Genomic DNA, 20,053 nt, shown 5'->3' with positions numbered 1-20,053 from the left:
CCGGACAGGAGCAGACATGAAAACCCTCAAACACCGTTTCATGGTCGGGCTGTCGGTCAGCATGGTCGCCCTTGGCGTCTTTTTCGCCGTGGTGATCTCCATGAATCTGCGCGACCAGCTCGTCACCGACACCGAGCACAAAGCCTCGCTGGTGCTGTCCCAGGTCGAGGCCATGCAGGCCTATGTGCGCGAGGTGCTGCGCCCGGTCATGTACGACCGGCTGCCTGCCGACGACTTCGTGCTTGAGGCCATGTCCACCTCGTTTGTCACCCGCAAGGTCATGAGCGACTTGAACAGCCGCGACGACCAGTTCCGTTACCGCCGGGTGGCCGTGGGCGCGCGCAACCCCGATTACGAGGCCGATCCCTTCGAGCGCATGACCATGGAGCGCTTTGCGGCCGATCCGTATCTGGCCCGACTGGAGGAAATCACCCGGCGCGACGGAGAAGAGGTCTATATGGCGGCCCGGCCGGTACGCTTTGAGGACTCGTGCCTGCACTGCCACGGCGACCCGGCCAAGGCCCCCAAGGCGCTCATTGTGCGCTATGGCGACACCAGGGGGTTTTGGCGGCACGAGGGGGAACTGGTGGGGCTCGACATGGTGACCATGCCTGTGGGCGGAGCGCTGGGGCAGATCAAGGGCAAGACCGTCGGCTTCCTGTCGCTTTTCGCTCTGGGCATGGGCGCTTTTTATCTGACGCTGCAGGTGTTTTTCGACCGGCTGGTGGTGGTCAACCTGCGCCGGGCAACGGAGGTTTTGCGCCGGTACTTCCCCAAAGAAGCCGGTGAGACCCCCGAAAAAACCGCCGACGCCGGGGAAATCGAGGAGATCTACGCCGGCATCGACGCCTTGGCCTCGCGCCTCAAGGAAGCCCGGGAGAAGATCGAAGACCATGCCCAGAATCTGGAACGCAAGGTGGCCGAGCGAACCCTGGATCTGGCCCGGGAAGCAGACGAACGCCGCTCGGACGTGTCGCTTTTCGTCGAACTCTTGAATATTTTGAATCTTTCCCAGACCAGGGCCGAGCTGCTGGCGGCGGCCCTGGCCCGCATTGCCGGCCGATTCGGGGCCGACACCGTCGCCTATGAGTGCGAATTTTCCGACGGCAGTTCCATTGTCTGGCCGGCGGGCGTCACCCCGCCCCCGCCCCCTGGGGACTGGCGCAGACTGGTGGCCGAAGGCGAATTACGCCTGACCGATCAGGCGGCCCTTATACCGGTGCGCACCACCGACGTCAGCCGTGGGCTCCTGCGCCTCTATTTCCCGGCGGACGGTCCCGGTCCTGATCCCGAGGCCGCCGATCTCTACCGGGCCATCGGCCAGCAGCTCGGCATTGCGCTGGAAAACCTCGACGCCATCAATTCACTTTTGGCCCAAAACGTCCTGCTCGGTTCCATCTTCGACGGCATCTCCGACCCGCTGGCCCTGATCGACAGCGCCAGCGGCATCATCCTGGCCAACGAACCGGCCCGGGAACTGGCCCGCGCCCTGGCCGACACGCCTCCCCTCCCTGGTCAGAGGCCGCGCCTGCCGGCCAGATTGCTGGGCGAACCAAGCTCCGACGCCCCGTCATCGCCTGTTGCCGACGAACCCGTTTTCACCACCGTCAGCCTCGACGGCGGCCGTTCCTTTGCCGTCACCCGCTACCCCCTGGCTGCGCCCGCCGGCCAGTCGCGCCGCTTTGTGGTCTATGCCCGGGAAAATACCGCCGAACGCCGGATGCTTGAGCAGATGCGCCAAACCGAAAAACTTGTGGCCGTGGGCAAACTGGCGGCCGGGCTGGCCCACGAGATCAACAACCCCCTTGGCGTTATCGCCTGCTACGCAGAGCTCTTGCGCCAAAGCCTGGTTGATCCCCAGGCCGTGGACGATCTGGCCGTCATCGAACGCCACGCCACCCTGGCCAAGAAGGTGCTGCGCGATCTGCTGGACTTTGCCCGGCCCCGGCCGGCCAACCCCGGCCCCTGCGACCTCGGCGCGTTGATCGCAAGCCTGGCCCGCATCTTCGCAGTCCAGAGCCAAGCCCGCCGCGTGTCCCTGTCCGTCAGCGTCCCAGGCGACCTGCCGCTGGCCAAGGCCGACGCCACCGCCCTGGAACAGGTGCTCTCCAACCTGCTTTTAAACGCCCTGGACGCCGTTGCCCCGGGTACGGGCCGGATCACCCTGGCCGCCGCCCTCTCCGGCGACTGCCAGCACCTGATCCTCACTGTGGCCGACAACGGTCCCGGCATCCCGCCAGCCGATCTGCCCCACATCTTCGACCCGTTTTTCACCACCAAGGACGCCGGGCGCGGCTCGGGTCTCGGGCTGGCCGTGGCTTATGGCCTCATGCGCGAAATGCACGGAACCATTGAAGTGGCCAACGACGGCGGCGCGGTCTTCACCCTGGCCCTCCCCGCCTGCGTTGGTTCCTGCCAGGAGCAAACCCCATGACCGCCGCCCCCCGCGTGCTCATCGTCGACGACCAGCCCGACTTCGCCAAGGGTCTCGTGCGCCTGCTTGCGCCCAAACTCCCGGCCGCCAGCCTGGCCTGCGTGCTCTCCGGCGAAGCGGCCCTGGCCGATCTGGCCATCTTTCCATGCGACGTCATGGTCACCGATCTACGCATGCCGGGCCTAAGCGGCCTTGATCTGCTGCCCAAGGCCCTGGCCCTGGCCCCCAACCTCGGCATCGTGCTTCTAACCGCCCACGGCGACATCGATTCCGCCGTCCTGGCGCTTCGGGCCGGGGCCTACGATTTCCTGACCAAACCCGTGGACTCCGACCACCTGGCCCGGGTCATTGCCAAGGGTCTGGAACGGGCCGCGCTGCTGCACGAAAACCGTCGGCTGCGGGCCGCCGTGGCCGCCTGCGGGGTCGATCCCGGCCTGCTCGGCCAGTCTGCGGCCATGCGCCACGTCCAGGACACCCTCGCCGCCGTGGCTGCCTCGGACTACACCGTGCTCATTCGCGGCGAATCCGGCACCGGCAAGGAACTGGCCGCCAGGGCCATCCACGCCCAGTCGCGCCGGGCCGGCGGCCCGTTTCTGTCCGTCAACTGCCCGGCCATCCCGGACCAGATTCTGGAAAGCGAACTCTTCGGCCATGTGCGCGGGGCCTTTACCGGAGCCGAACGCGATCGCCGGGGCCTTTTCGTCGCCGCCAACGGCGGCGTTCTCGTCCTGGACGAAATCGGCGACATCCCCATGAGCGTGCAGACCAAACTCCTGCGCGTCCTCCAGGAACACGAAATACGGCCCGTCGGGTCCAGCAAATCCATACCGGTCGACGTGCGCATCCTGGCCGCCACCAACCAGGATCTCGAAGCCCGCATTGCCGACAAGACCTTCCGCGAAGACCTCTATTATCGTCTCAATGTGCTCACCGTGCGCCTGCCCCCCTTGCGCGACCGCCGCGATGACATCCCGCTCCTGGCTACCGCCTTCCTGGAGCGCGCCTGCCGCGAAATGGGCCTTGGCGACAAGGAATTCTCCCCCGAAGGGCTCGCCGCCCTGGCCGGCCGCGACTGGCCCGGCAACGTGCGGGAGCTGCTCAATTACGTACGCCGCCTGACCGTCTTTTCCCACGGCGACGTGGTCAGCGCCGCCGCCGTCGCCAACGCCGACCCAGGCCACGGCAAGAATGCCGGCGACGACGAGGACGACGGCGCAACAACACCCTACCTCGAAGCCAAGGCCCAGGTCGTGGATGCGTTCACCCGTCGCTACGTCGAGCGCCTCTTGAAGCAGACGCGCGGCAATATCTCGGAAGCGGCGCGGGCGTCGGGACTGGAACGGGTGTCGTTGCAAAAGATTTTACGGAGACTGGGGATTGCGGCGGAGGGATTTCGGTAAGGGAGCGGAAAGGCGAAGAGAACCAGGGTGTTGCCCAAACCCCACCGGGATGCTCCCCCGGCCCCCGACGATGGGGGAGCGGGAGGTGATCAGCGGATTGGGGGTGGATACGTGCGGCGCAGCGTGCAAAAATGTGCGCCGGGCAGGTTTGCCAGCCAGCCTCCAAGAACCCTGTAAAAACTTCTTTCCTTGCAGGGGTCCGGGGGGATCATCCCCCCGGCCGCCGGAGGCATCTTCTTTCTTTTCTTCTGTATTATCAGCTACGTCACTGCCGGGCCGCTGCCGTCAGCACACCCGCGCCGACCATCACGCTCCCCCCGACGCCCTTTAACTTCCGCATGAAGCGCGGGTCCTGGATACGGCTGCCGGCCGTGCCGGAGAGGAAGCTGAAGGTGGTGGCGTTTATGGCCGAAAGGATGACGAAGGTGACGCCGAGCAGCAGCAGTTGCGGACCGGCCGGGGCGTCGTGGCTGATGAACTGGGGCAGGAAGGCGACGAAAAAGAGGATGCACTTGGGGTTGGCGGCGGTGACGGCAAAGGCGTGGACGAATTTTTTTCGGGGGCTTACGGCGGTCAGTTTCGGCGCGGCGGCGTTGCCGGAACGGATCATGCCGATGCCGAGATAGACGAGGTAAATGGCCCCGATATATTTAAGGATCGTAAAGGCCGAGGCCGAGGCGGCCAGGACGGCCCCGAGGCCGGCCACGGAGCAGGTCAGGGCCACGGCATCGCCCAGGGCTACGCCGACGACGAGCGGCCAGCTGTGCTTGCGGCCTTCGGCCAGCCCGTAGCCCACCACCATGAGCACGGTGGGGCCGGGAATAAGCAGGAGAAAAACGGCGGCGGCGATGAAGGCAAAGTAGAGCGGCAAGGTCATGGAGGACTCCTTTGCCGGGTTTTCTACGCCCCTTGGCTGGCCTCGTAAAGACCGCAGCGGCGGCAACTCGCGCAGCCGGCCGGCGGGCATTTGGCGGTGCCGATCCCGGCCTGATAGCGCTCCCATTCCTGCCAGAGGAAGTCGCGGGTGATGCCGTTGTCGATCATATCCCAGGGCAGGCGTTCGTCCTTGGGCCGTTGCCGGTCGAGGTATTCGGCCGGATCGCCGTCCCAGGTCTTAAGCGCCCGGCGAAAGCTGCCGGCCGTGACGGCGGCCTGGATCAGGGGGAAAAGGCGCTCGTCCCCCCGGGCCAGCAGGCCTTGCAGGCGGGCCATGGAGGCGGTTTCGGTCTCGACGCGAAAGCCTTTGAGTCCCTTGGCCGCTTGTTTGATGCGGGCGTAGCCGGCTTCGATGGCCGTTTCGGAGGCCATGGGAGCCCACTGCATGGGGGTAAAGGGTTTGGGCACCAGCGGGTTGACGGACAGGGTGGCGTGGGCCACGCCGCGCTTGCCAACGCCAATGGAAGCGGCCTTGGCCACCTGTTCGAGCAGGGGACGCAACTCGTCGTAATCTTCGGGCGTTTCGCCGGGCCAGCCAATGATAAGGTAGAATTTCAAATGGTTGACGCCGTGCTTCCCGGCCAGGGCGACCGCGTTTAGGAGCGCTTCCACGGAGAGATGTTTGTTGGCGGCGGTGCGCAGGCGATGGCTGGGAGCTTCCAGGGCCAGGGTCAGGGTGCGAAGACCGGCGGTGCGAAGGATCGTGAGCAGTTCCGGGGTGATGCCGTCGGCGCGCACCGAGGAGAGGGAGAATTTCGTGCCGCGCTCACGCAGCCAGTGCAAAAACGGAATCAAGTCGGGCCAGTCGGTCAGCGCCGTGCCCACCAGGCCGATCTTGCGCGGCGAGACGCTTTCAATGAGTGCCTTGAGGTCGGCCAGACGCGACTGGCGCGGCGGCCGGTAGACGTAGCCGGCGGCACAGAAGCGGCAGCCGTAGGGACACCCCCGGTTGATCTCGACCAGAAACATGTCCCGAAATTCGGCGTGTCCGGACACGAAACAGGAATGGGCCGGCGCGGCAAGCTGCGTGGTGGAACCCTCGGTCAGGGCGGTGGCCCGGACCACGGGGCCATCGCTGCGTCCGGGCAGAAACACCCCGGGCAGCCCGGCCACGGCGTCGAGACAGGCGGCCTTGTCCCCGCCGGCCAGGGCCACCTGAGCGATGGCGGCCACCACTGCGGCCAGCCCGGCCTCGGCCTCGCCGACAAAGAGCAGATCGAGGGCCGGCAGAAACGGGGCGGGGTTTAAAAAGGCCAGCGGTCCGCCGGCCATGACGATGGGGAAATCGGCTCTTTCCGCCCGGGTCAGCGGGATCTGGGCGGCGGTCAGCGCCGCTGCGGCATCGAGGTATTCTTCTTCGTAGCACAACGAAAAGGCGATCAGCGGAAAATCGGCCAGGAGGTGGCCGGAGTCTTCGGCCTGGGGCGGCGTGGCGCTTCGGGTGTAGACCCGTTCCACGGCCAGGGCCGGATTTTCGGCCAGCACCCGCCACACAGCCTGCCAACCCAGGGCGGACAGGGCCATGGCGGCATCGCCGGGCACGGTCAGGGCAACAGGCAAACGGCCGCCCCATTCGGGGACAGCCGGTCTGTCCAGGCCAAAATAGACCGTGGTCCCAGGAGTCTGACTCAAATCACATCCCTGCCCCCGTTGGGGGGACCGGGGGGAGTTTTTTCCACTCCCCCCGGCGGGGAGATCGGGGGATCAATTGCGGGCAGGCGCGACTAGTCCGCCTGCATCCGGATGAAGGAAGGAATCTCGAACTCTTCCTCATCGAAGATGAACTCTTCCTCGCCAACCGGCTGGCTCTTGATGGGCGGCTGGGACATGGCCGCCTCAGGTCCGCCTTTCTTGGTGCCTTTGCGCAGGTAGGCCGGGATATTGTAGTCGTTGCCCTGGCCGTTTAACACGCGCACGCTGCGAGGGCTTTGCACGTGGCCCGTGCCGGCGCCATGGTTGTGCTGCGGCTGGTGCTGCATCGGCGTGGTCTGCAGGGGCGGCTTCTGGCGCGGCAGCATGGAGGAAGTCAGGACCTCGATGGGCTTTTGCTCTTCGCGCTTCTGCTGCACGGGCATGCCGCGCTGCATGGCCGATTCAATGCCGGTGGCGATGACGGTGATGCGCATCTCATCGGTGGCGTCGGGATCGAAGACCGTGCCGAAGAAGACCTTGGCGTCTTCGTGGACGGCCTCGGTCACGGTGGAGGCAGCCTCGTCGACTTCCTCGATGGTCAGGTCCGGACCACAGGTGATGTTCATGAGAACACCCTTGGCCCCGTCGATGGTGACGTCTTCGAGCAGCGGGCTGGTGATGGCCTTGAGCGCCGCTTCGCGGGCGCGGGATTCGCCGCGCGCCGTGCCAAAGCCCATCATGGCCAGTCCCATCTCGCTCATGACGGCCTTGACGTCGGCAAAGTCGAGGTTAATCAGGCCCGGGACCATGATGAGGTCGGAGATGCCTTTGACGGCATAATAGAGGACCTCGTCGGCCTTTTTGAGCATCTCGATGAAGGTGGCCTTTTTGGAGGCCAGCGACAGGAGACGGTCGTTGGGGATGGTGATGATGGAGTCCACCACGTCCCGCAGGGCCTGCACGCCTTTTTCGGCCGAGAGCAGGCGTTTTTTGCCTTCGAAATAGAAGGGTTTGGTGACGACGGCCACGGTGAGCGCGCCGGCTTCCTTGGCCACCTGGGCAATGACCGGGGCGGCTCCGGTGCCGGTGCCGCCGCCCATGCCGGCGGTGACGAAGACCATGTCGCAGTCGCCGATGGCGGCGCGGATGGTGTCGATGCTTTCCAAGGCGGCGTCACGGCCGACGTCGGGATTGGCTCCGGCCCCAAGGCCCTTGGTGAGCTTGTCGCCAAGCTGGATGCGGTATTCGGCCTGGGACCGCTGCAAGGCCTGAATATCGGTGTTGGCCGTAATGAAGGTGACGCCGGACATGGCCGATGTGATCATGTTCTCGACAGCGTTGCCGCCGCCGCCGCCGCATCCGACGACCTTGATGCGGGCGTTTGATCCTTGATCGAGTTCCAAATATTCCATCTGATCTCCCCCTAGCATAGACTCCCTGTTATCCCCCAAAAAAGCCTCTCGCGGACTATTTCACGTCCACGAACCATTTCCGCATCCTCCCCAGAATGCGGTTGAACACGTTCTCATCCCGGATGCGGAAGCGCTGTTCCACGCCTTCCTTTTCCGCACCGTACATGAGAAGCCCCACGGCTGTTGCGTACATGGGGCTGTTGACCACGTCCTTGAGTCCCCCGACCTTGTCGGGATAGCCAATGCGCGTGGGCAAATTGAAAATCTGCTCGCCCAGTTCCTGGATGCCCTCAATCAGCGCGGTTCCCCCTGTGAGCACCACGCCCGCCCCGATCTGGTTTTTCATGCCCGAGCGGATGAGTTCCTGATCAACCAGGGCCAGCATCTCCTCCACCCGCGGTTCGCAGATTTCGGCCAGAACCTGGCGCGAAAGCCGGCGCGGTTCGCGTCCGCCCACGCTCATGACCTCGATGACCTCGTCTTTGGGCACCATCTCGGCCAGGGCGCAGCCGTACTTGATTTTGATCTTCTCTGCCGAGGCCATGGGCGTGCGCAGGCCAAAGGCAATGTCATTGGTCAGATTCGTGCCGCCAAGGGCCAACACGGCCGTGTGCTTGATGGAATCGTTGGCGAAAATGGCCAAGTCGGTGGTGCCGCCGCCAAGATCCACCAGGGCCACGCCGATTTCCCGCTCTTCGCCGGTCAGCACGGCCTTGGACGAGGCCAGAGATTCCAGCACAATGTCCGAGACGTCAAGCCCGGCCCGGTGGCAGGAGCGGATGATGTTCTGGGCGCTGGTGACGGCTCCGGTGACGATGTGCACGCGCACTTCGAGCCGCACCCCGGCCATGCCCAGAGGATCGGCAATGCCGCGCTGATCGTCGACGATAAATTCCTGGGGCAGGATGTGGATGACCTCCCGGTCAAGCGGTATGGCCACGGCCTTGGCCGCGTCGATAACCCGCTCAATGTCCCGGGGGCCGACCTCGCCGCCTTTGACGGCGATAACCCCGTGGCTGTTGAAACCCTTGATGTGGCTGCCGGCAATGCCGGCGTAGACCGAGCGTATTTCACACCCGGCCATGAGTTCGGCCTCTTCAAGCGCTTTTTTGATCGACTGGACGGTCTGCTCGATATTGACCACCACGCCTTTGCGCAGGCCCGTGGAGGGGCTGGTGCCGATGCCCACCACATCCACGCCCTCGGGCGAGAGTTCACCGACGACCACGCAAATTTTGGTGGTGCCGATATCGAGTCCGACGATAAGTTCCGACCTGGCCATACAAATCCGCTCCCTGAACGTTTCCTCTCGTGGCGTTGGCCGCGCCCATGCGCGGTTATACGTCAAACCCGCGCGAATTTCATTGATAAAATGGCAAGTTCCTCAGGTTTTCCGTCCTGTGCCCCCTGGCGGCCCCTGATTCCCCGGCCTTCGCGTCGCGGCCTCGTAATCCGTCCCTTTCCACGATCTCGGCAACCATGAGAATTGATTGCCTTATTTTGCGAAATTCTAGCCCTGCGGCAAGTCCCCCCCGCCGCGTTTCTCCACCCAGACCTTGTCGCCTTCGGCGGTAATGAGCCCAACTTTGTCAAGCTCACCGCGCCGGCGCAAGTCGGTCCAGACCATGTTCATGCGCGACAGATTCCGGTGCCAGTTCTGGGACCCCAGACATAACACGATACCCGGCTCCATCAACCTGATTTCCAGCCCGCGCCCCCAACTCAGACGCAGCCAGGCAATCTGGCCGAAATCAAAGGGAACCTGATGTTCGGAGACGGCACGGCGCAAATCGGCCAAAAGGGGCAGGTGCTTTTCCATGCCCGCTTCGACCTCGATCTGGGGCAACGAGACGAACTGCCCGGACTCGACCTTGTCGATGATACGACCAACCTCGTCGGCGTAATAGAGTGTTCCCTGATACTGCACAAGATAGGACGGCGACTTTTCCTTCACTTCGATACGAATCGACCCGGGCAGGACCCGGCGCACGGACACCGATTCCACCCACGGCTCCCGGGCCAGATCGGCCCGCATCCGGTCCATGGACAGCGACAGGATGTTGACCCCTTCGCCAAGCCCGGCCACTTCCCGGATGTGGTCGGTGGCCAGGCGGGTGCAACCAACGATCTCGGCGTTTTGCAAGGCAAAATAATTGACCGTGGTCAGCCAGCGATACCCGGCAAGGAGCACCACGCTCACCGCCAGGACCGCAGCCCCCATAAAGGCCATGGACACGACCCGGGTAAAAAGCTTGCCCACGCCGCCCAGACTCACGCTGGGCAGACTGAGGCTGCGGCCCTCTCCCCGGGCATTGCGGTTCTTGTTGCCATGGGATTTGACCACCCGGCTTTTGACCGTGATGCGTGGTCCGCCGTACCCATTGCGTTTCTTCCTGGCCGCCATGGACCCAAATCCCGTCAATGTTCCTGCCCTGACATTCATGGCACGACCTTCACTTCCAGTTCGAGTTCGTGTCCGCACAACTCCCGTACCGCCCCCTGCGCACTCTCAACAAGCGTCAACGCCTCATCGCTTGTGCCGCCCCCAAGATTCACTAAAAAATTGGCGTGCAGCCCGGAAAATTCCATATTGCCCAGCCGCTTTCCGGCAAACCCGGCCTCGGCCAGCAGTTTCCAGGCCGCTTTGCCTGGCGGGTTTTTGAACACGCAGCCGGCTGTGGCGGCGGTGATGGGCTGGCTGGCCCGCTTTTTCTTCAAATTGGCGATCATCTCCTGGCGGATGGCAATGGGTTCGTCCACCTCGCAGTCAAATTCCGCCTCCACCACCAAAAATAGTCCGGCCTCGCCCCGTAGCGTCAATCTGCGGTAACCGATGTCCAGGTCTTCACGACCGACCCAGACAAGACCCCTTCCAGGCGTCCAGAAGCGCACCCGGGCCAGGCGCCGGCCTGTTTCATCCCCATACGAGCCGGCATTGCCGGCCACGGCCCCGCCCACCATTCCCGGGACGCCGACCAGTCCGGCCAGTCCCGAAAGGCCCTGGGTGGCCAGCCAGGCCACCAGCCGCTGGAGCTTGACCCCGGCCCCGACCCGCACCCGGATTTTTCCGGCCGGGCGCTCGCGCAGGATGGCCGGCTCCGCGCGCAACTGCGGGCGGACAAGGACCAGAGGCAGGTCCCCGTCCCGGGCCAGAATGTTGCTGCCGCCGCCCAGGATCAGCGGCTGGCCGCCCAGTTTTTCAAGCGCCCCGGAAAGGCCCTCGGCGTCTTCCGGTGTGGTCAGCACCACCTCGGCCAGGCTCGACCCGCCGAGTTTGAGCGTGGTGCGCGAGGCCAGGGACGGCCCCGGCCGAATCTCAAGCGCCACGCCCTGCCTCGAGGTAGCGCGTGCCGACCTGCCATATGCTGCCGGCTCCCAGGGTCAAAAGCAGGTCCCCGGGCTGCAATATATCCGGCAGGGCCGCTTCCATGGCGGCAAAATCAGGATAATAGGCCACCTTGGTCTTGCTCACCTGCCGAATGCCCTGGGCCAGGCTCTCACCGCTGACCCCCGGGATGGGCGCTTCCGAGGCCGGATAGATTTCGGTCAACAGGAGCTGGTCGGCGACTTCGAAACAGGTGCAGAAATCGCCGAAAAGGGCCTTGGTGCGCGAAAACCGGTGGGGCTGAAAGGCCACGACCAGCCGACGGTCGGGATAGACCGTCCTGGCCGTGGCCAGGGTGGCCTTGATTTCAGCCGGATGGTGGCCGTAATCATCGACGACAACGACATCCCCGGCCTCACCCTTGCGCTCGAACCGCCGCCCAACGCCGCCGAATTTGGCCAGGGCCTCGGCAATGACGGCAAAGGCGATGCCGGCTTCCAGCGACAGGCCGATGGCCCCCAGGGCATTTAAGACATTGTGGCGGCCGGGATGGTTGAGCCGCAGCTCGCCAAGGCTCGTCCCGTCCAGAAAGACCTCGAACCGGCTGACTGCCCCGGTCTCGATGATCCGGCCGCGAAGCCGGGCCGCCTCGCCAAAGCCGTAAGTCATAAAGGGGCGGTTGATGCGAGGAATGAGGCGGGCCACGCCCGGGTCGTCCAGACAGACCACGTTGACGCCGTAAAACGGAATGCCGTTTAGGAAGGCGACAAAGGCTTCGTCAATGGCTTCAAGCCCGTCGTAATGATCGAGATGGTCGGCGTCGACGTTGGTCACCACCGAGGCGATGGGAGCCAGACAAAGAAACGATCCATCGGATTCATCGGCCTCGGCGATCAGGTATTCGCCCTGGCCCAGCCGCGCCCCGGCCCCGTAGGCATTGAGCCGGCCGCCGATAATGACCGTTGGATCGTAACCGGCCTCGGTGAAAATGGTGGCCAGAAGCGAGGTGGTGGTGGTCTTGCCGTGGGTGCCGGCCACGGCGATGCCGGTGCGAAGGCGCATCAGCTCGGCCAGCATTTCCGCCCGGGGAATGACCGGAATGCCGCGTTCCCGGGCCGCGACCACTTCGGGATTCTCAGCCGTCACCGCAGTGGATTTGACCACGACGTCGGCGTCGCCGAGATTTTCCCGGCCATGGCCAATGGCAATGGCCGCCCCCAGGCTGCCCAGGCGGCGCACGGTCTGGCTCATGGCCAAATCGGAACCCGACACCTCGTAGCCGAGGTTTAACAGGACTTCGGCAATGCCGCTCATGCCCGAGCCGCCAATGCCGATCATATGAATCTTTCTGACCTTGGTGCGCATGGCCACAGGCGCGCCGGTCCCAATATGCGGCGTCATCACGACGGTTCTCCCTTTTTTCCAGCCAGCCCGAGCAGGGCGGCGGCAATGCGTTCGGCAGCGTCGGGCAAAGCCTCGGCCGTTGCCGCCCGGCCCATGGCGGCCAGACGATCCGGATCGGACAGAAGCGTGGCCAGGGTCCCGGCCAGATCGAAACCGGGAAGGGCGCTTTGGGCCACCACCTCGGCCGCCCCGGCCTTGGCCAGAAAGGCGGCGTTGACCGACTGGTGGTCGTGGGTGGCAAACGGAAACGGAATAAGCAAGGACGGTTTGCCGGCAGCCGTCACCTCGGCCAGGGTGGTGGCCCCGGCCCGGGCCAGGACCAGATCGGCCCAGCTGTAAGCGGCGGCCATATCATCGATGAAATTTTCAATGACCACGGCCGGCCCGTCGCCGTCGTCGACATGGGGACGACCGGCCAGGATGTCGGCGGCCAGCGCGCCGACGCGGTTAAAATCGGCCCGTCCGGCCTGCAGGCGCACCTTGACGCCGGCATCAAGAAGCACTGGCAAAATAGCCATGACGGCGTCGTTTACGGCTCGCGCCCCCTGGCTGCCGCCCAGAACGAGCAGATGCTTCGTGCCGGGGTGGGCTGGCGCCGGAGCTGCTGCGATGCCGGTCCGGATGGGATTGCCCAGACGCACCGTGCGTTTGGCCGGAAAAGCGCCGGAAGTGTCGGGATAGGTGACGTAGATGCGGTCCACCACCCGGCCGAGCACCTTGTTGGTCACCCCCGGGACGCTGTTTTGCTCGTGGATGGCCGTGGGCACGCCCATGATCCGGGCGGCGGCCACCGGGATAAACCCGGCATAGCCGCCAAAACCGGCCACCACGTCCGGGGCGAAGCTGCGGATATGGGACACGGCCAAGCCAAAAGCCCGGGCCATCCAAAACGGCGCGGCCAAGGCCCGCAGTCCGCGTCCGAAAACACCCTTGGCCGGCAACCCGATAAAGGACAGCCCGGCCTTGGTGGCCAGCTCCCCTTCCGGTCCGGCCCCGCCCATGAAGAGCACATCGACGTCGGGTTCCAGACGGCGCAAGGCCTCGGCCACGGCCAAGGCCGGGAAGATGTGGCCGCCGGTGCCGCCGGTTGTCAAAATGATGCGGCTCATGTCCTGGCGCTCCGGGAAAGATTGAGCAGGATTCCGACGCACAGGAAACAGGACAGCAGGTTGGAGCCGCCGTAGCTTAAAAACGGCATGGCCACGCCCTTGGGCGGCACGCAGCCGAGCACCACAGCCAGGTTGAGCAGAAAGCCGATGCCAAGGACCAGTCCCATGCCGTAGGCGGTGAAACGGTCGCGTAGATCGTCCTGGGCCAGGGCCACCTTGAAGGACCGCCACAGGAGGATGCCGATGCAGATAAAGACAATGGAAACGCCGATGAACCCGAGTTCCTCGCCAAGGACGGCCATAATGAAGTCGTTATGGGCCTCGGGGAGATAAAAGAGCTTCTGTTTGCCCGCCCCGAACCCGGCCCCGGCCACGCCGCCGGAACCAAAGGCGTAAAAAGACTGCACCAGCTGGTAGCCGACGTTTTGCGGGTCCTTGAAGGGGTCAAGAAAGGCGAACCAGCGTTTGAACCGGTACGGCGAGGAGGCGATGAGCAAGCCCATGGCCCCGATGCCGAACAACATGGACACGGCCAGATAGGTCAGCCGGGTCCCGCCGACCAGGCTCATGAGGAAGAAGAGCATGCCCAGAAAGACCGCGCCGCCGAAATCAGGCTGCAACAGCAAAATCAAGCCCAGAAACCCGGTGACGATGATCGGCGGCATGAAGCCCACGGAAAACGAGCGCACGAGTTTCTGCTTCTGGCTGAAAAAATAGGCCAGGTACATGACCAGGACCACCTTGGCCAGTTCCATGGGCTGGAGCGAAATCGGGCCAAGATGCATCCAACGCCGCGCGCCGCCGGCCTTGACCGAAAAAGGCGGCACCATGGTCAGCACGAGCAGACCGATGATGGCGAAAAGCCACAGGTAAACCGGGCCGTGCAGGACCTTGCGCGGCATCCAGGCGCAAATGGTCATGAGCACGAGGCTGACCAGGGCAAACAGGGCCTGGCGCTCGAAAAAATAATAGCGGTTGCCGTTTAACCGCTCGGCCATGACCCCGCTGGAGGAAAAAACCATGACCAGTCCGAGGCCGGCCAGGAGCATGGCCGCTCCAAGCAGCCAGAAATCAAAGGTGCCGGTCTTTCTGGACTCGGCCGTCTGCACGCTCAGTTTGCTCATGCGCCCTGCCCTGCCAGGCCGGCGTCACGAGCCGGCAGTTCTGCGAAAATGTCCTGGAAATCCCGTCCCCTGGCCTTATAATTAGGATAGAGGTCAAAGCTTGAGGTGCCCGGCGAAAGCAGGATGGCGTCGCCGGGCCGGGCATCGGCGTAGAGCCGGACCATGGCGGCCTTGAGGGTGGGTTCGTAAAAGACCGGCGCCACCCCGGTAAAAGCGGCCTCAAACACCTCGCGGCTGCCGCCAAACAGGCCGACGGCCGAGACTTTTTCCCGAAGCAGCGGGACCAGGGCTTCCAGGTCGCCGCCCTTGAACACGCCGCCGCACAAGAGACGCACCGGCCGGTCAAAGCTTTTAAGGGCCGCTTCCATGGCCGTAATGGTGGTGGCCTTGGAGTCGTCGACAAAGAGCACCCCGCCCTTCTCGCCAATAATCTGCAGGCGATGGGGAGCGGGCACAAAGCCGGCAAAGACCTCGCGGGCCAGGGCCTCGTCCACGCCGTAGGACCGGCAGGCCAGATAGGCCGCTTCCATATTGCGCTGGTTGTGCACCCCGGCCAGCCGGCGGCACAGGAAATGGGAGGCGACGTCGTACCAGGTGACGGCGGCCCGGGTGAACGGCCGGCCGGCCAGGAGAGGACGCAGCTCTTCGGACACGATGGCCGTATCCTCGGGACGCTGGGCGGCAAACAGGTTGAGCTTGGCCGTCAGGTACTCGTCCATGTCGGCGTGCCAGTCGAGGTGGTTGGCGGCGAAATTGAGCAGCACGGCCACCTGCGGGCGAAAGGTCCTGACCAGCTGGAGCTGGAAGCTTGAGACCTCAAGCACCACCACGTCGGCCGGCTCATTGGACAGCACGTGCTCGGAGAGCGGCGTGCCGATGTTGCCGCCGGTAAAGACGCGTCGGCCGGCTGCTTCCAACAGGGCGCTGATGAGCATGACGGTGGTGGTCTTGCCGTTGGAACCGGTCACGGCAATGATCGGTTCCGGGGTGAACCAGGAGGCCAGCTCCAGTTCCGAGACGACCTGGACGCCAGGACACTCGGCCAGGGCCGGGGCCAGATTGGCAGCCCGGATGCCCGGGGAAAGGACGACCAGATCCGCGCCGGCGAAATCCGCCGGTCCATGTTCGCCCGTACGCAGGTCATAGCCGGCGGCGGCAGCCTCAGCTCGGAAATCGTCCGACACGGCCGCGGCGTTTTTCTCCAAAAAGCGCACCGACGCCCCCAGACGGGCCAACAACCGGGCCGCCGAGCGGCCGGACGCGCCGGCCCCGACGACAACAGCCGTATGGCCGCGCAGCTGATCGGGATGGAGCATATCGCGCATGAGAAAGCCTACCGCAGTTTGAGGGTGGAAAGCCCGACCAGGGCCAGTAAAATGGAGAGAATCCAGAACCGGATGATGATCTTGGATTCCGGCACGCCCATCAGCTCGAAATGGTGGTGCAACGGGGCCATACGAAAAATCCGCTTGCCGCCGGTCATTTTGAAGTACCCGACCTGGAGGATGACCGAGACGGTCTCGGCCACGTACAGGCCGCCGACAACGATGAGCAGCAGTTCCTGCTTGCAGAGGACGGCCAGAAACCCGAGCACTCCGCCAAGGGACAGCGAGCCCACGTCGCCCATGAAAATCTGGGCCGGGTAGGCGTTAAACCAGAGAAAACCCAGACCGGCCCCGACCAGCGCCCCGCAAAAGACCGTGACCTCGCCAACGCCGGACACCGGCATGACTTGCAGGTAGCGGGCCATCTGGGCATGGCCGGCCACATAGACGAAAAGCCCGAACATGGCCGCGTTGACGATCATGGGTCCGATGGCCAGTCCGTCCAGACCGTCGGTCAAATTGACGGCGTTGGAGGCCCCGATCATGACGATCATGGCAAAAGGCAGATACCACATGCCCAGATCCGGGGTCAGATGCTTGAAAAAGGGCACGGCCAGCCGGGTGGAATATTCGGGATCAGACAACAAGACCGCAGCGGCCACGCCGGCCACGATCACCTGCCCCAGGAGCTTCTGCTTGGGAGTGAGGCCTTTGTTGCGCTTTTTCACCACCTTGGCGTAGTCGTCCACAAAGCCCAGCGCCCCGAAACCGAGAAAGACGAACAAGGTCATCCAGACATATTCGTTGGCCAGATCGCCCCACAACAGGACGCTCGTAATGATGCAAAAGCCAAGGAGCAGGCCGCCCATGGTTGGCGTTCCGGCCTTTTGCTGATGCGCGGCCACGTCCTCGTTGATGTACTGGCCGAACTTCAGCCGCCGCAAGGCCCCGATGAACTTCGGTCCAAAGACAATGGACAGGACCAGAGCGGTCAACAGTGCCGCAATCGACCGGAACGTGATGTAGCGAAAGACGTTTAAGGCGCTGAAATGCGCCACGAGCGGCACTAAAAAAGCGTAGATCATACCTTGGCGTCCTTCTGGATGCTTTGGGTCAGGGCCGCCAGGAATTGTTCCATGTGCATGGAGCGGGAACCTTTAAAGAGATAGACGCCGCCGCCGAGGTCGGCGGCATTCAGGGTTTCCAGAAAGGCATCCGGGCTCTCCACCACGGCAAAGAGGCCGGCGTACCCCCGGCGGGAGAGTCCCTCGCCGACGATATCCGCGTAGGCCCCGTGGTAAAAAACAGCCTTGGCCCCACTTTCGGCCGCAGCCTCGCCCATTCGCCGGTGTTCGACCTCGGCATGGGCGCCCATCTCGCGCATCTCGCCAAGCACCAGCACCAGCGGCTTGCCCTGGGCCGATTCGGCGGCAGCGGCAATGGCCCGGCGCATAGACAGGGGATTGGCGTTGTAGGTGTCGTCAATAAGCGTGTAGTTGCCGTGGCGACGGCAGAAAAAACGCTGTTCGGGCATAACGGCCGTGGCCAAGCCGGAACTGATCTGCTCCGCGCCGGCCCCCATGATGTGGGCGGCAGCGGCGGCGGCCAGGATGTTTTCAGCGAAGTGCCCGCCGGTCAGCGGCGTTACGACGTCCAGCTCCAAGTCGTCCAGACGCAGAAAAAAACGGCCGCGTCCTTCGGAAATGGCGCCCAGATACTTGGCCCGGTAACGCGCCGGGCCGCCCTTGGTGGACAGGGCCACAACCCCCGGAAAAACGGCTTGGGCCGCGCTCCAGAGTTCCGGGTAATCCACCGAGGCCAGGGCTGTGCCGCCGGGGCGCAGGGCGGCAAAGAGCTTCACCTTCTCGGCAGCCACCCCGGCCACGTCGCCAAGGGCCTCCAGATGGGCCGGACCGACATTGTGGATGACGGCCACATCGGGTTCGGCAATGGCGGCCAACGGCTCCATTTCACCCGGGGCGGAAATGCCAAGCTCCATGACCCAGGCCCGGTCAGCCTCGCCGGCTTCGAGCATCGACAGGGGCAGGCCGATCTTGTTGTTGTAATTCTTGTAATTCTTGGCGGTCGGACCCACTTTCGAGAGAATCGAAGCGGTCAGTTCCTTGACCGTGGTCTTGCCGGCCGAACCGGACACGGCCACGAGCTTGGCCCCGACGCGCTCCCGCCAGGCCCGGGCCAGCTTGCCAAGCGCAGCCACGGTGTCGCGCACCAAGAGAACGGGCGTGCCTTCGGGCAGACCGGAAAGCGGGCGGTCGGCCAGGACGGCGGCTGCCCCCTTGGCCACGGCCTCGGCGGCAAAATTATGGCCGTCCAGGCGCTCCCCGGGGATGCACACAAAGAGGCTGGCCGGCGCAGCCGCCCGGCTGTCGATGCGCACGGACTCGATGACGGGATTGCCCCGCTCGCCCACGTCGCCCACAGCCCCGGTGGCCACAAGGAGATCAGACAGGGTCATGCGCATCCGGTAAGCTCCCTGACCACGGCGGCGTCGGAAAACGGGTGCTTCACGTCGCCGATCTGCTGATAGGTTTCGTGTCCTTTGCCGGCGATGACCAGCACGTCCTCGGGTCGCATTTCCGACAGGGCCAGTTCAACGGCCCGGCGACGATCGGGTTCGAGGATGGCCCGACGGGCCTTGGCCAGCCCCGGTTTGACGTCGGCGATAATGGCCAGGGGGTCTTCGTGCCTGGGATTGTCCGAGGTCAAAACAGCCACGTCGGCGAAGCGGGCCACGGCCGCGCCCATGAGCGGGCGCTTGGTGCGGTCGCGGTCGCCGCCGCAGCCGAAAACGACAAAAAGGCGGCCAGTGGTAAATTCCCGGGCGGCGGTGAGAACATTCTCCAGGGCGTCCGGGGTATGGGCATAGTCCACCAGGATGGTCAGCCCGGCCGGGTTGGGGATGCGTTCCAGACGCCCCGGCGCGCCATTACAATCAGCCAGGGAGGCCAGGGTTTCCGTGGGCAGGCCCAAGGCCAGAGCCAAGCCGAAGGCGGCCAGGATGTTCTGGGCGTTGTGGCGGCCGGGCATGGGCGAGGCGATGACGTAGGAGTCGTCGCCGAAATTGGCCCCGATGGTCAGACCGTCGCGGCCGGCCTGCTGGATGCCGCCGACGAGGAGACGGGAAAAGCCGGCGGGCGGCACGGTCAGGCCGTAGCCAATGGCTGTGGGGAATTCGCGCAACAGCCGCAACCCGTAGGGATCGTCGAAATTGAGCACCGCGTTTTCCGGGCGCGCGAGGTAGCGGCGAAAAAGCTTGGCCTTGGCCTCGAAATAGGCGGCCATGTCGTGGTGGTAGTCCAGATGGTCCTGGGTCAGGTTGGTATAGGCGGCGGCGGCAAAGGACAGGCCGGCCAAGCGATCCTGGTCCAGGGCGTGGGAGGAGGCTTCCATGACGGCCAGGGTGCAGCCGGCGGCGGCCATTTCGCCCAGGCACTGGTGAATGGTCAGGCAGTCGGGCGTGGTCAGGGAGGCGTCGCGGGAAAACCCGGGCCAACGATAGGCGACGGTGCCCAAAAGCCCGACCTTGCGCCCGGCCGCCGCGCCCAGGCGCTCGACCAGATAGGCGACGGTGGTCTTGCCGTTGGTGCCGGTAACGGCAACGACCGGCATGGTCATGGCCTCGGTGCCGTAGCGCGCCCCGGCCAGCGCCCCAAGGGCGGCCTTGGCGTCGTCCACAACGACCAGCCGGGCCGTCGACCCGGCCGGCAGGACAACGCCGGGCCCGGCCACCACAAAGGCCGCGCCCCGGGCCAGGGCCTCGGCAATGAACCGGCTGCCGTCGTCCTTGGAACCGGGCAAAGCCACAAACACGCCCCCCGGCGTTGTCTTGCCGGAATGGGCGGCCACGTCCACACCCCCCTGGCGCACGGCGTCAAGGAGCGCGGAAAAAGCTGGTATTGCGGTAGTTGCTGTCATGGTCATCGCCTCGCCA

General features: G+C 64.7%; 15 protein-coding genes. 2 read left to right on the top strand and 13 right to left on the bottom strand.

The window, feature by feature from the left end; all coding sequences use genetic code 11:
* Positions 1-16: 16 nt before the first annotated feature.
* Positions 17-2,434: a c-type heme family protein gene (locus tag NY78_RS04945; RefSeq protein ID WP_043632497.1), complete on the top strand. Its 2,418-nt coding sequence runs from the start codon at positions 17-19 to the stop codon at positions 2,432-2,434.
* Positions 2,431-3,834, top strand: a complete 1,404-nt coding sequence (locus NY78_RS04940) for a sigma-54-dependent transcriptional regulator (protein ID WP_043632494.1) — start codon at positions 2,431-2,433, stop codon at positions 3,832-3,834. Before NY78_RS04945 ends, NY78_RS04940 begins: the two co-directional genes overlap by 4 nt.
* A gap of 265 nt (positions 3,835-4,099) precedes the next feature.
* Here the strand turns inward: NY78_RS04940 and NY78_RS04935 are convergent, their stop codons facing one another.
* From NY78_RS04935 to NY78_RS04875, 13 genes are all read right to left on the bottom strand, one after another.
* A complete protein-coding gene (locus NY78_RS04935; protein ID WP_043632492.1) occupies positions 4,100-4,711 on the bottom strand; it encodes a LysE family translocator in 612 nt (203 codons plus the stop codon).
* A 23-nt stretch (positions 4,712-4,734) separates the two neighbouring features.
* The gene (locus NY78_RS04930) at positions 4,735-6,402 is read right to left on the bottom strand and encodes a radical SAM protein (RefSeq protein ID WP_043632490.1); all 1,668 of its coding nucleotides are present in this window, start codon (positions 6,400-6,402) and stop codon (positions 4,735-4,737) included.
* Between the two features lie 92 nt (positions 6,403-6,494).
* Positions 6,495-7,814, bottom strand: a complete 1,320-nt coding sequence (gene ftsZ / locus NY78_RS04925) for a cell division protein FtsZ (protein ID WP_043632488.1) — start codon at positions 7,812-7,814, stop codon at positions 6,495-6,497.
* Between the two features lie 55 nt (positions 7,815-7,869).
* Positions 7,870-9,096 (bottom strand): cell division protein FtsA, encoded by a 1,227-nt coding sequence (gene ftsA, locus NY78_RS04920; RefSeq protein WP_006921978.1) that lies wholly within the window; start codon positions 9,094-9,096, stop codon positions 7,870-7,872.
* Between the two features lie 228 nt (positions 9,097-9,324).
* Positions 9,325-10,218 carry a cell division protein FtsQ/DivIB gene (locus tag NY78_RS04915; protein ID WP_231583776.1) on the bottom strand — a complete coding sequence of 298 codons (894 nt, stop codon included), beginning with the start codon at positions 10,216-10,218 and terminating at the stop codon, positions 9,325-9,327.
* A 35-nt stretch (positions 10,219-10,253) separates the two neighbouring features.
* Positions 10,254-11,141 carry a UDP-N-acetylmuramate dehydrogenase gene (murB, locus tag NY78_RS04910; protein ID WP_043632485.1) on the bottom strand — a complete coding sequence of 296 codons (888 nt, stop codon included), beginning with the start codon at positions 11,139-11,141 and terminating at the stop codon, positions 10,254-10,256.
* A complete protein-coding gene (gene murC, locus NY78_RS04905) occupies positions 11,131-12,504 on the bottom strand; it encodes a UDP-N-acetylmuramate--L-alanine ligase (RefSeq protein ID WP_043632900.1) in 1,374 nt (457 codons plus the stop codon). Before murC ends, murB begins: the two co-directional genes overlap by 11 nt.
* Positions 12,505-12,539: 35 nt before the next feature.
* Positions 12,540-13,652, bottom strand: a complete 1,113-nt coding sequence (gene murG / locus NY78_RS04900; RefSeq protein WP_043632483.1) for an undecaprenyldiphospho-muramoylpentapeptide beta-N-acetylglucosaminyltransferase — start codon at positions 13,650-13,652, stop codon at positions 12,540-12,542.
* The gene (gene ftsW, locus NY78_RS04895; RefSeq protein ID WP_043632480.1) at positions 13,649-14,776 is read right to left on the bottom strand and encodes a putative lipid II flippase FtsW; all 1,128 of its coding nucleotides are present in this window, start codon (positions 14,774-14,776) and stop codon (positions 13,649-13,651) included. Before ftsW ends, murG begins: the two co-directional genes overlap by 4 nt.
* Complete coding sequence (gene murD, locus NY78_RS04890) at positions 14,773-16,101, bottom strand: UDP-N-acetylmuramoyl-L-alanine--D-glutamate ligase (RefSeq protein ID WP_043632477.1); 1,329 nt, start codon at positions 16,099-16,101, stop codon at positions 14,773-14,775. The genes ftsW and murD overlap by 4 nt, the downstream gene beginning before the upstream one ends.
* A gap of 8 nt (positions 16,102-16,109) precedes the next feature.
* Positions 16,110-17,186 carry a phospho-N-acetylmuramoyl-pentapeptide-transferase gene (gene mraY / locus NY78_RS04885; protein ID WP_043632475.1) on the bottom strand — a complete coding sequence of 359 codons (1,077 nt, stop codon included), beginning with the start codon at positions 17,184-17,186 and terminating at the stop codon, positions 16,110-16,112.
* Positions 17,183-18,583, bottom strand: coding sequence for a UDP-N-acetylmuramoyl-tripeptide--D-alanyl-D-alanine ligase (locus NY78_RS04880; RefSeq protein ID WP_043632472.1), 1,401 nt, complete (start codon positions 18,581-18,583; stop codon positions 17,183-17,185). Before NY78_RS04880 ends, mraY begins: the two co-directional genes overlap by 4 nt.
* Positions 18,574-20,037 carry a UDP-N-acetylmuramoyl-L-alanyl-D-glutamate--2,6-diaminopimelate ligase gene (locus tag NY78_RS04875; RefSeq protein WP_043632899.1) on the bottom strand — a complete coding sequence of 488 codons (1,464 nt, stop codon included), beginning with the start codon at positions 20,035-20,037 and terminating at the stop codon, positions 18,574-18,576. Before NY78_RS04875 ends, NY78_RS04880 begins: the two co-directional genes overlap by 10 nt.
* Between the last annotated feature and the right edge of the window lie 16 nt (positions 20,038-20,053).

The organism is Desulfovibrio sp. TomC (assembly GCF_000801335.2).
Classification (GTDB): domain Bacteria; phylum Desulfobacterota; class Desulfovibrionia; order Desulfovibrionales; family Desulfovibrionaceae; genus Solidesulfovibrio.
The sequence above is the reverse complement of the archived record's forward strand: the minus strand, read 5'-3'. Positions and strand labels throughout refer to the sequence as shown.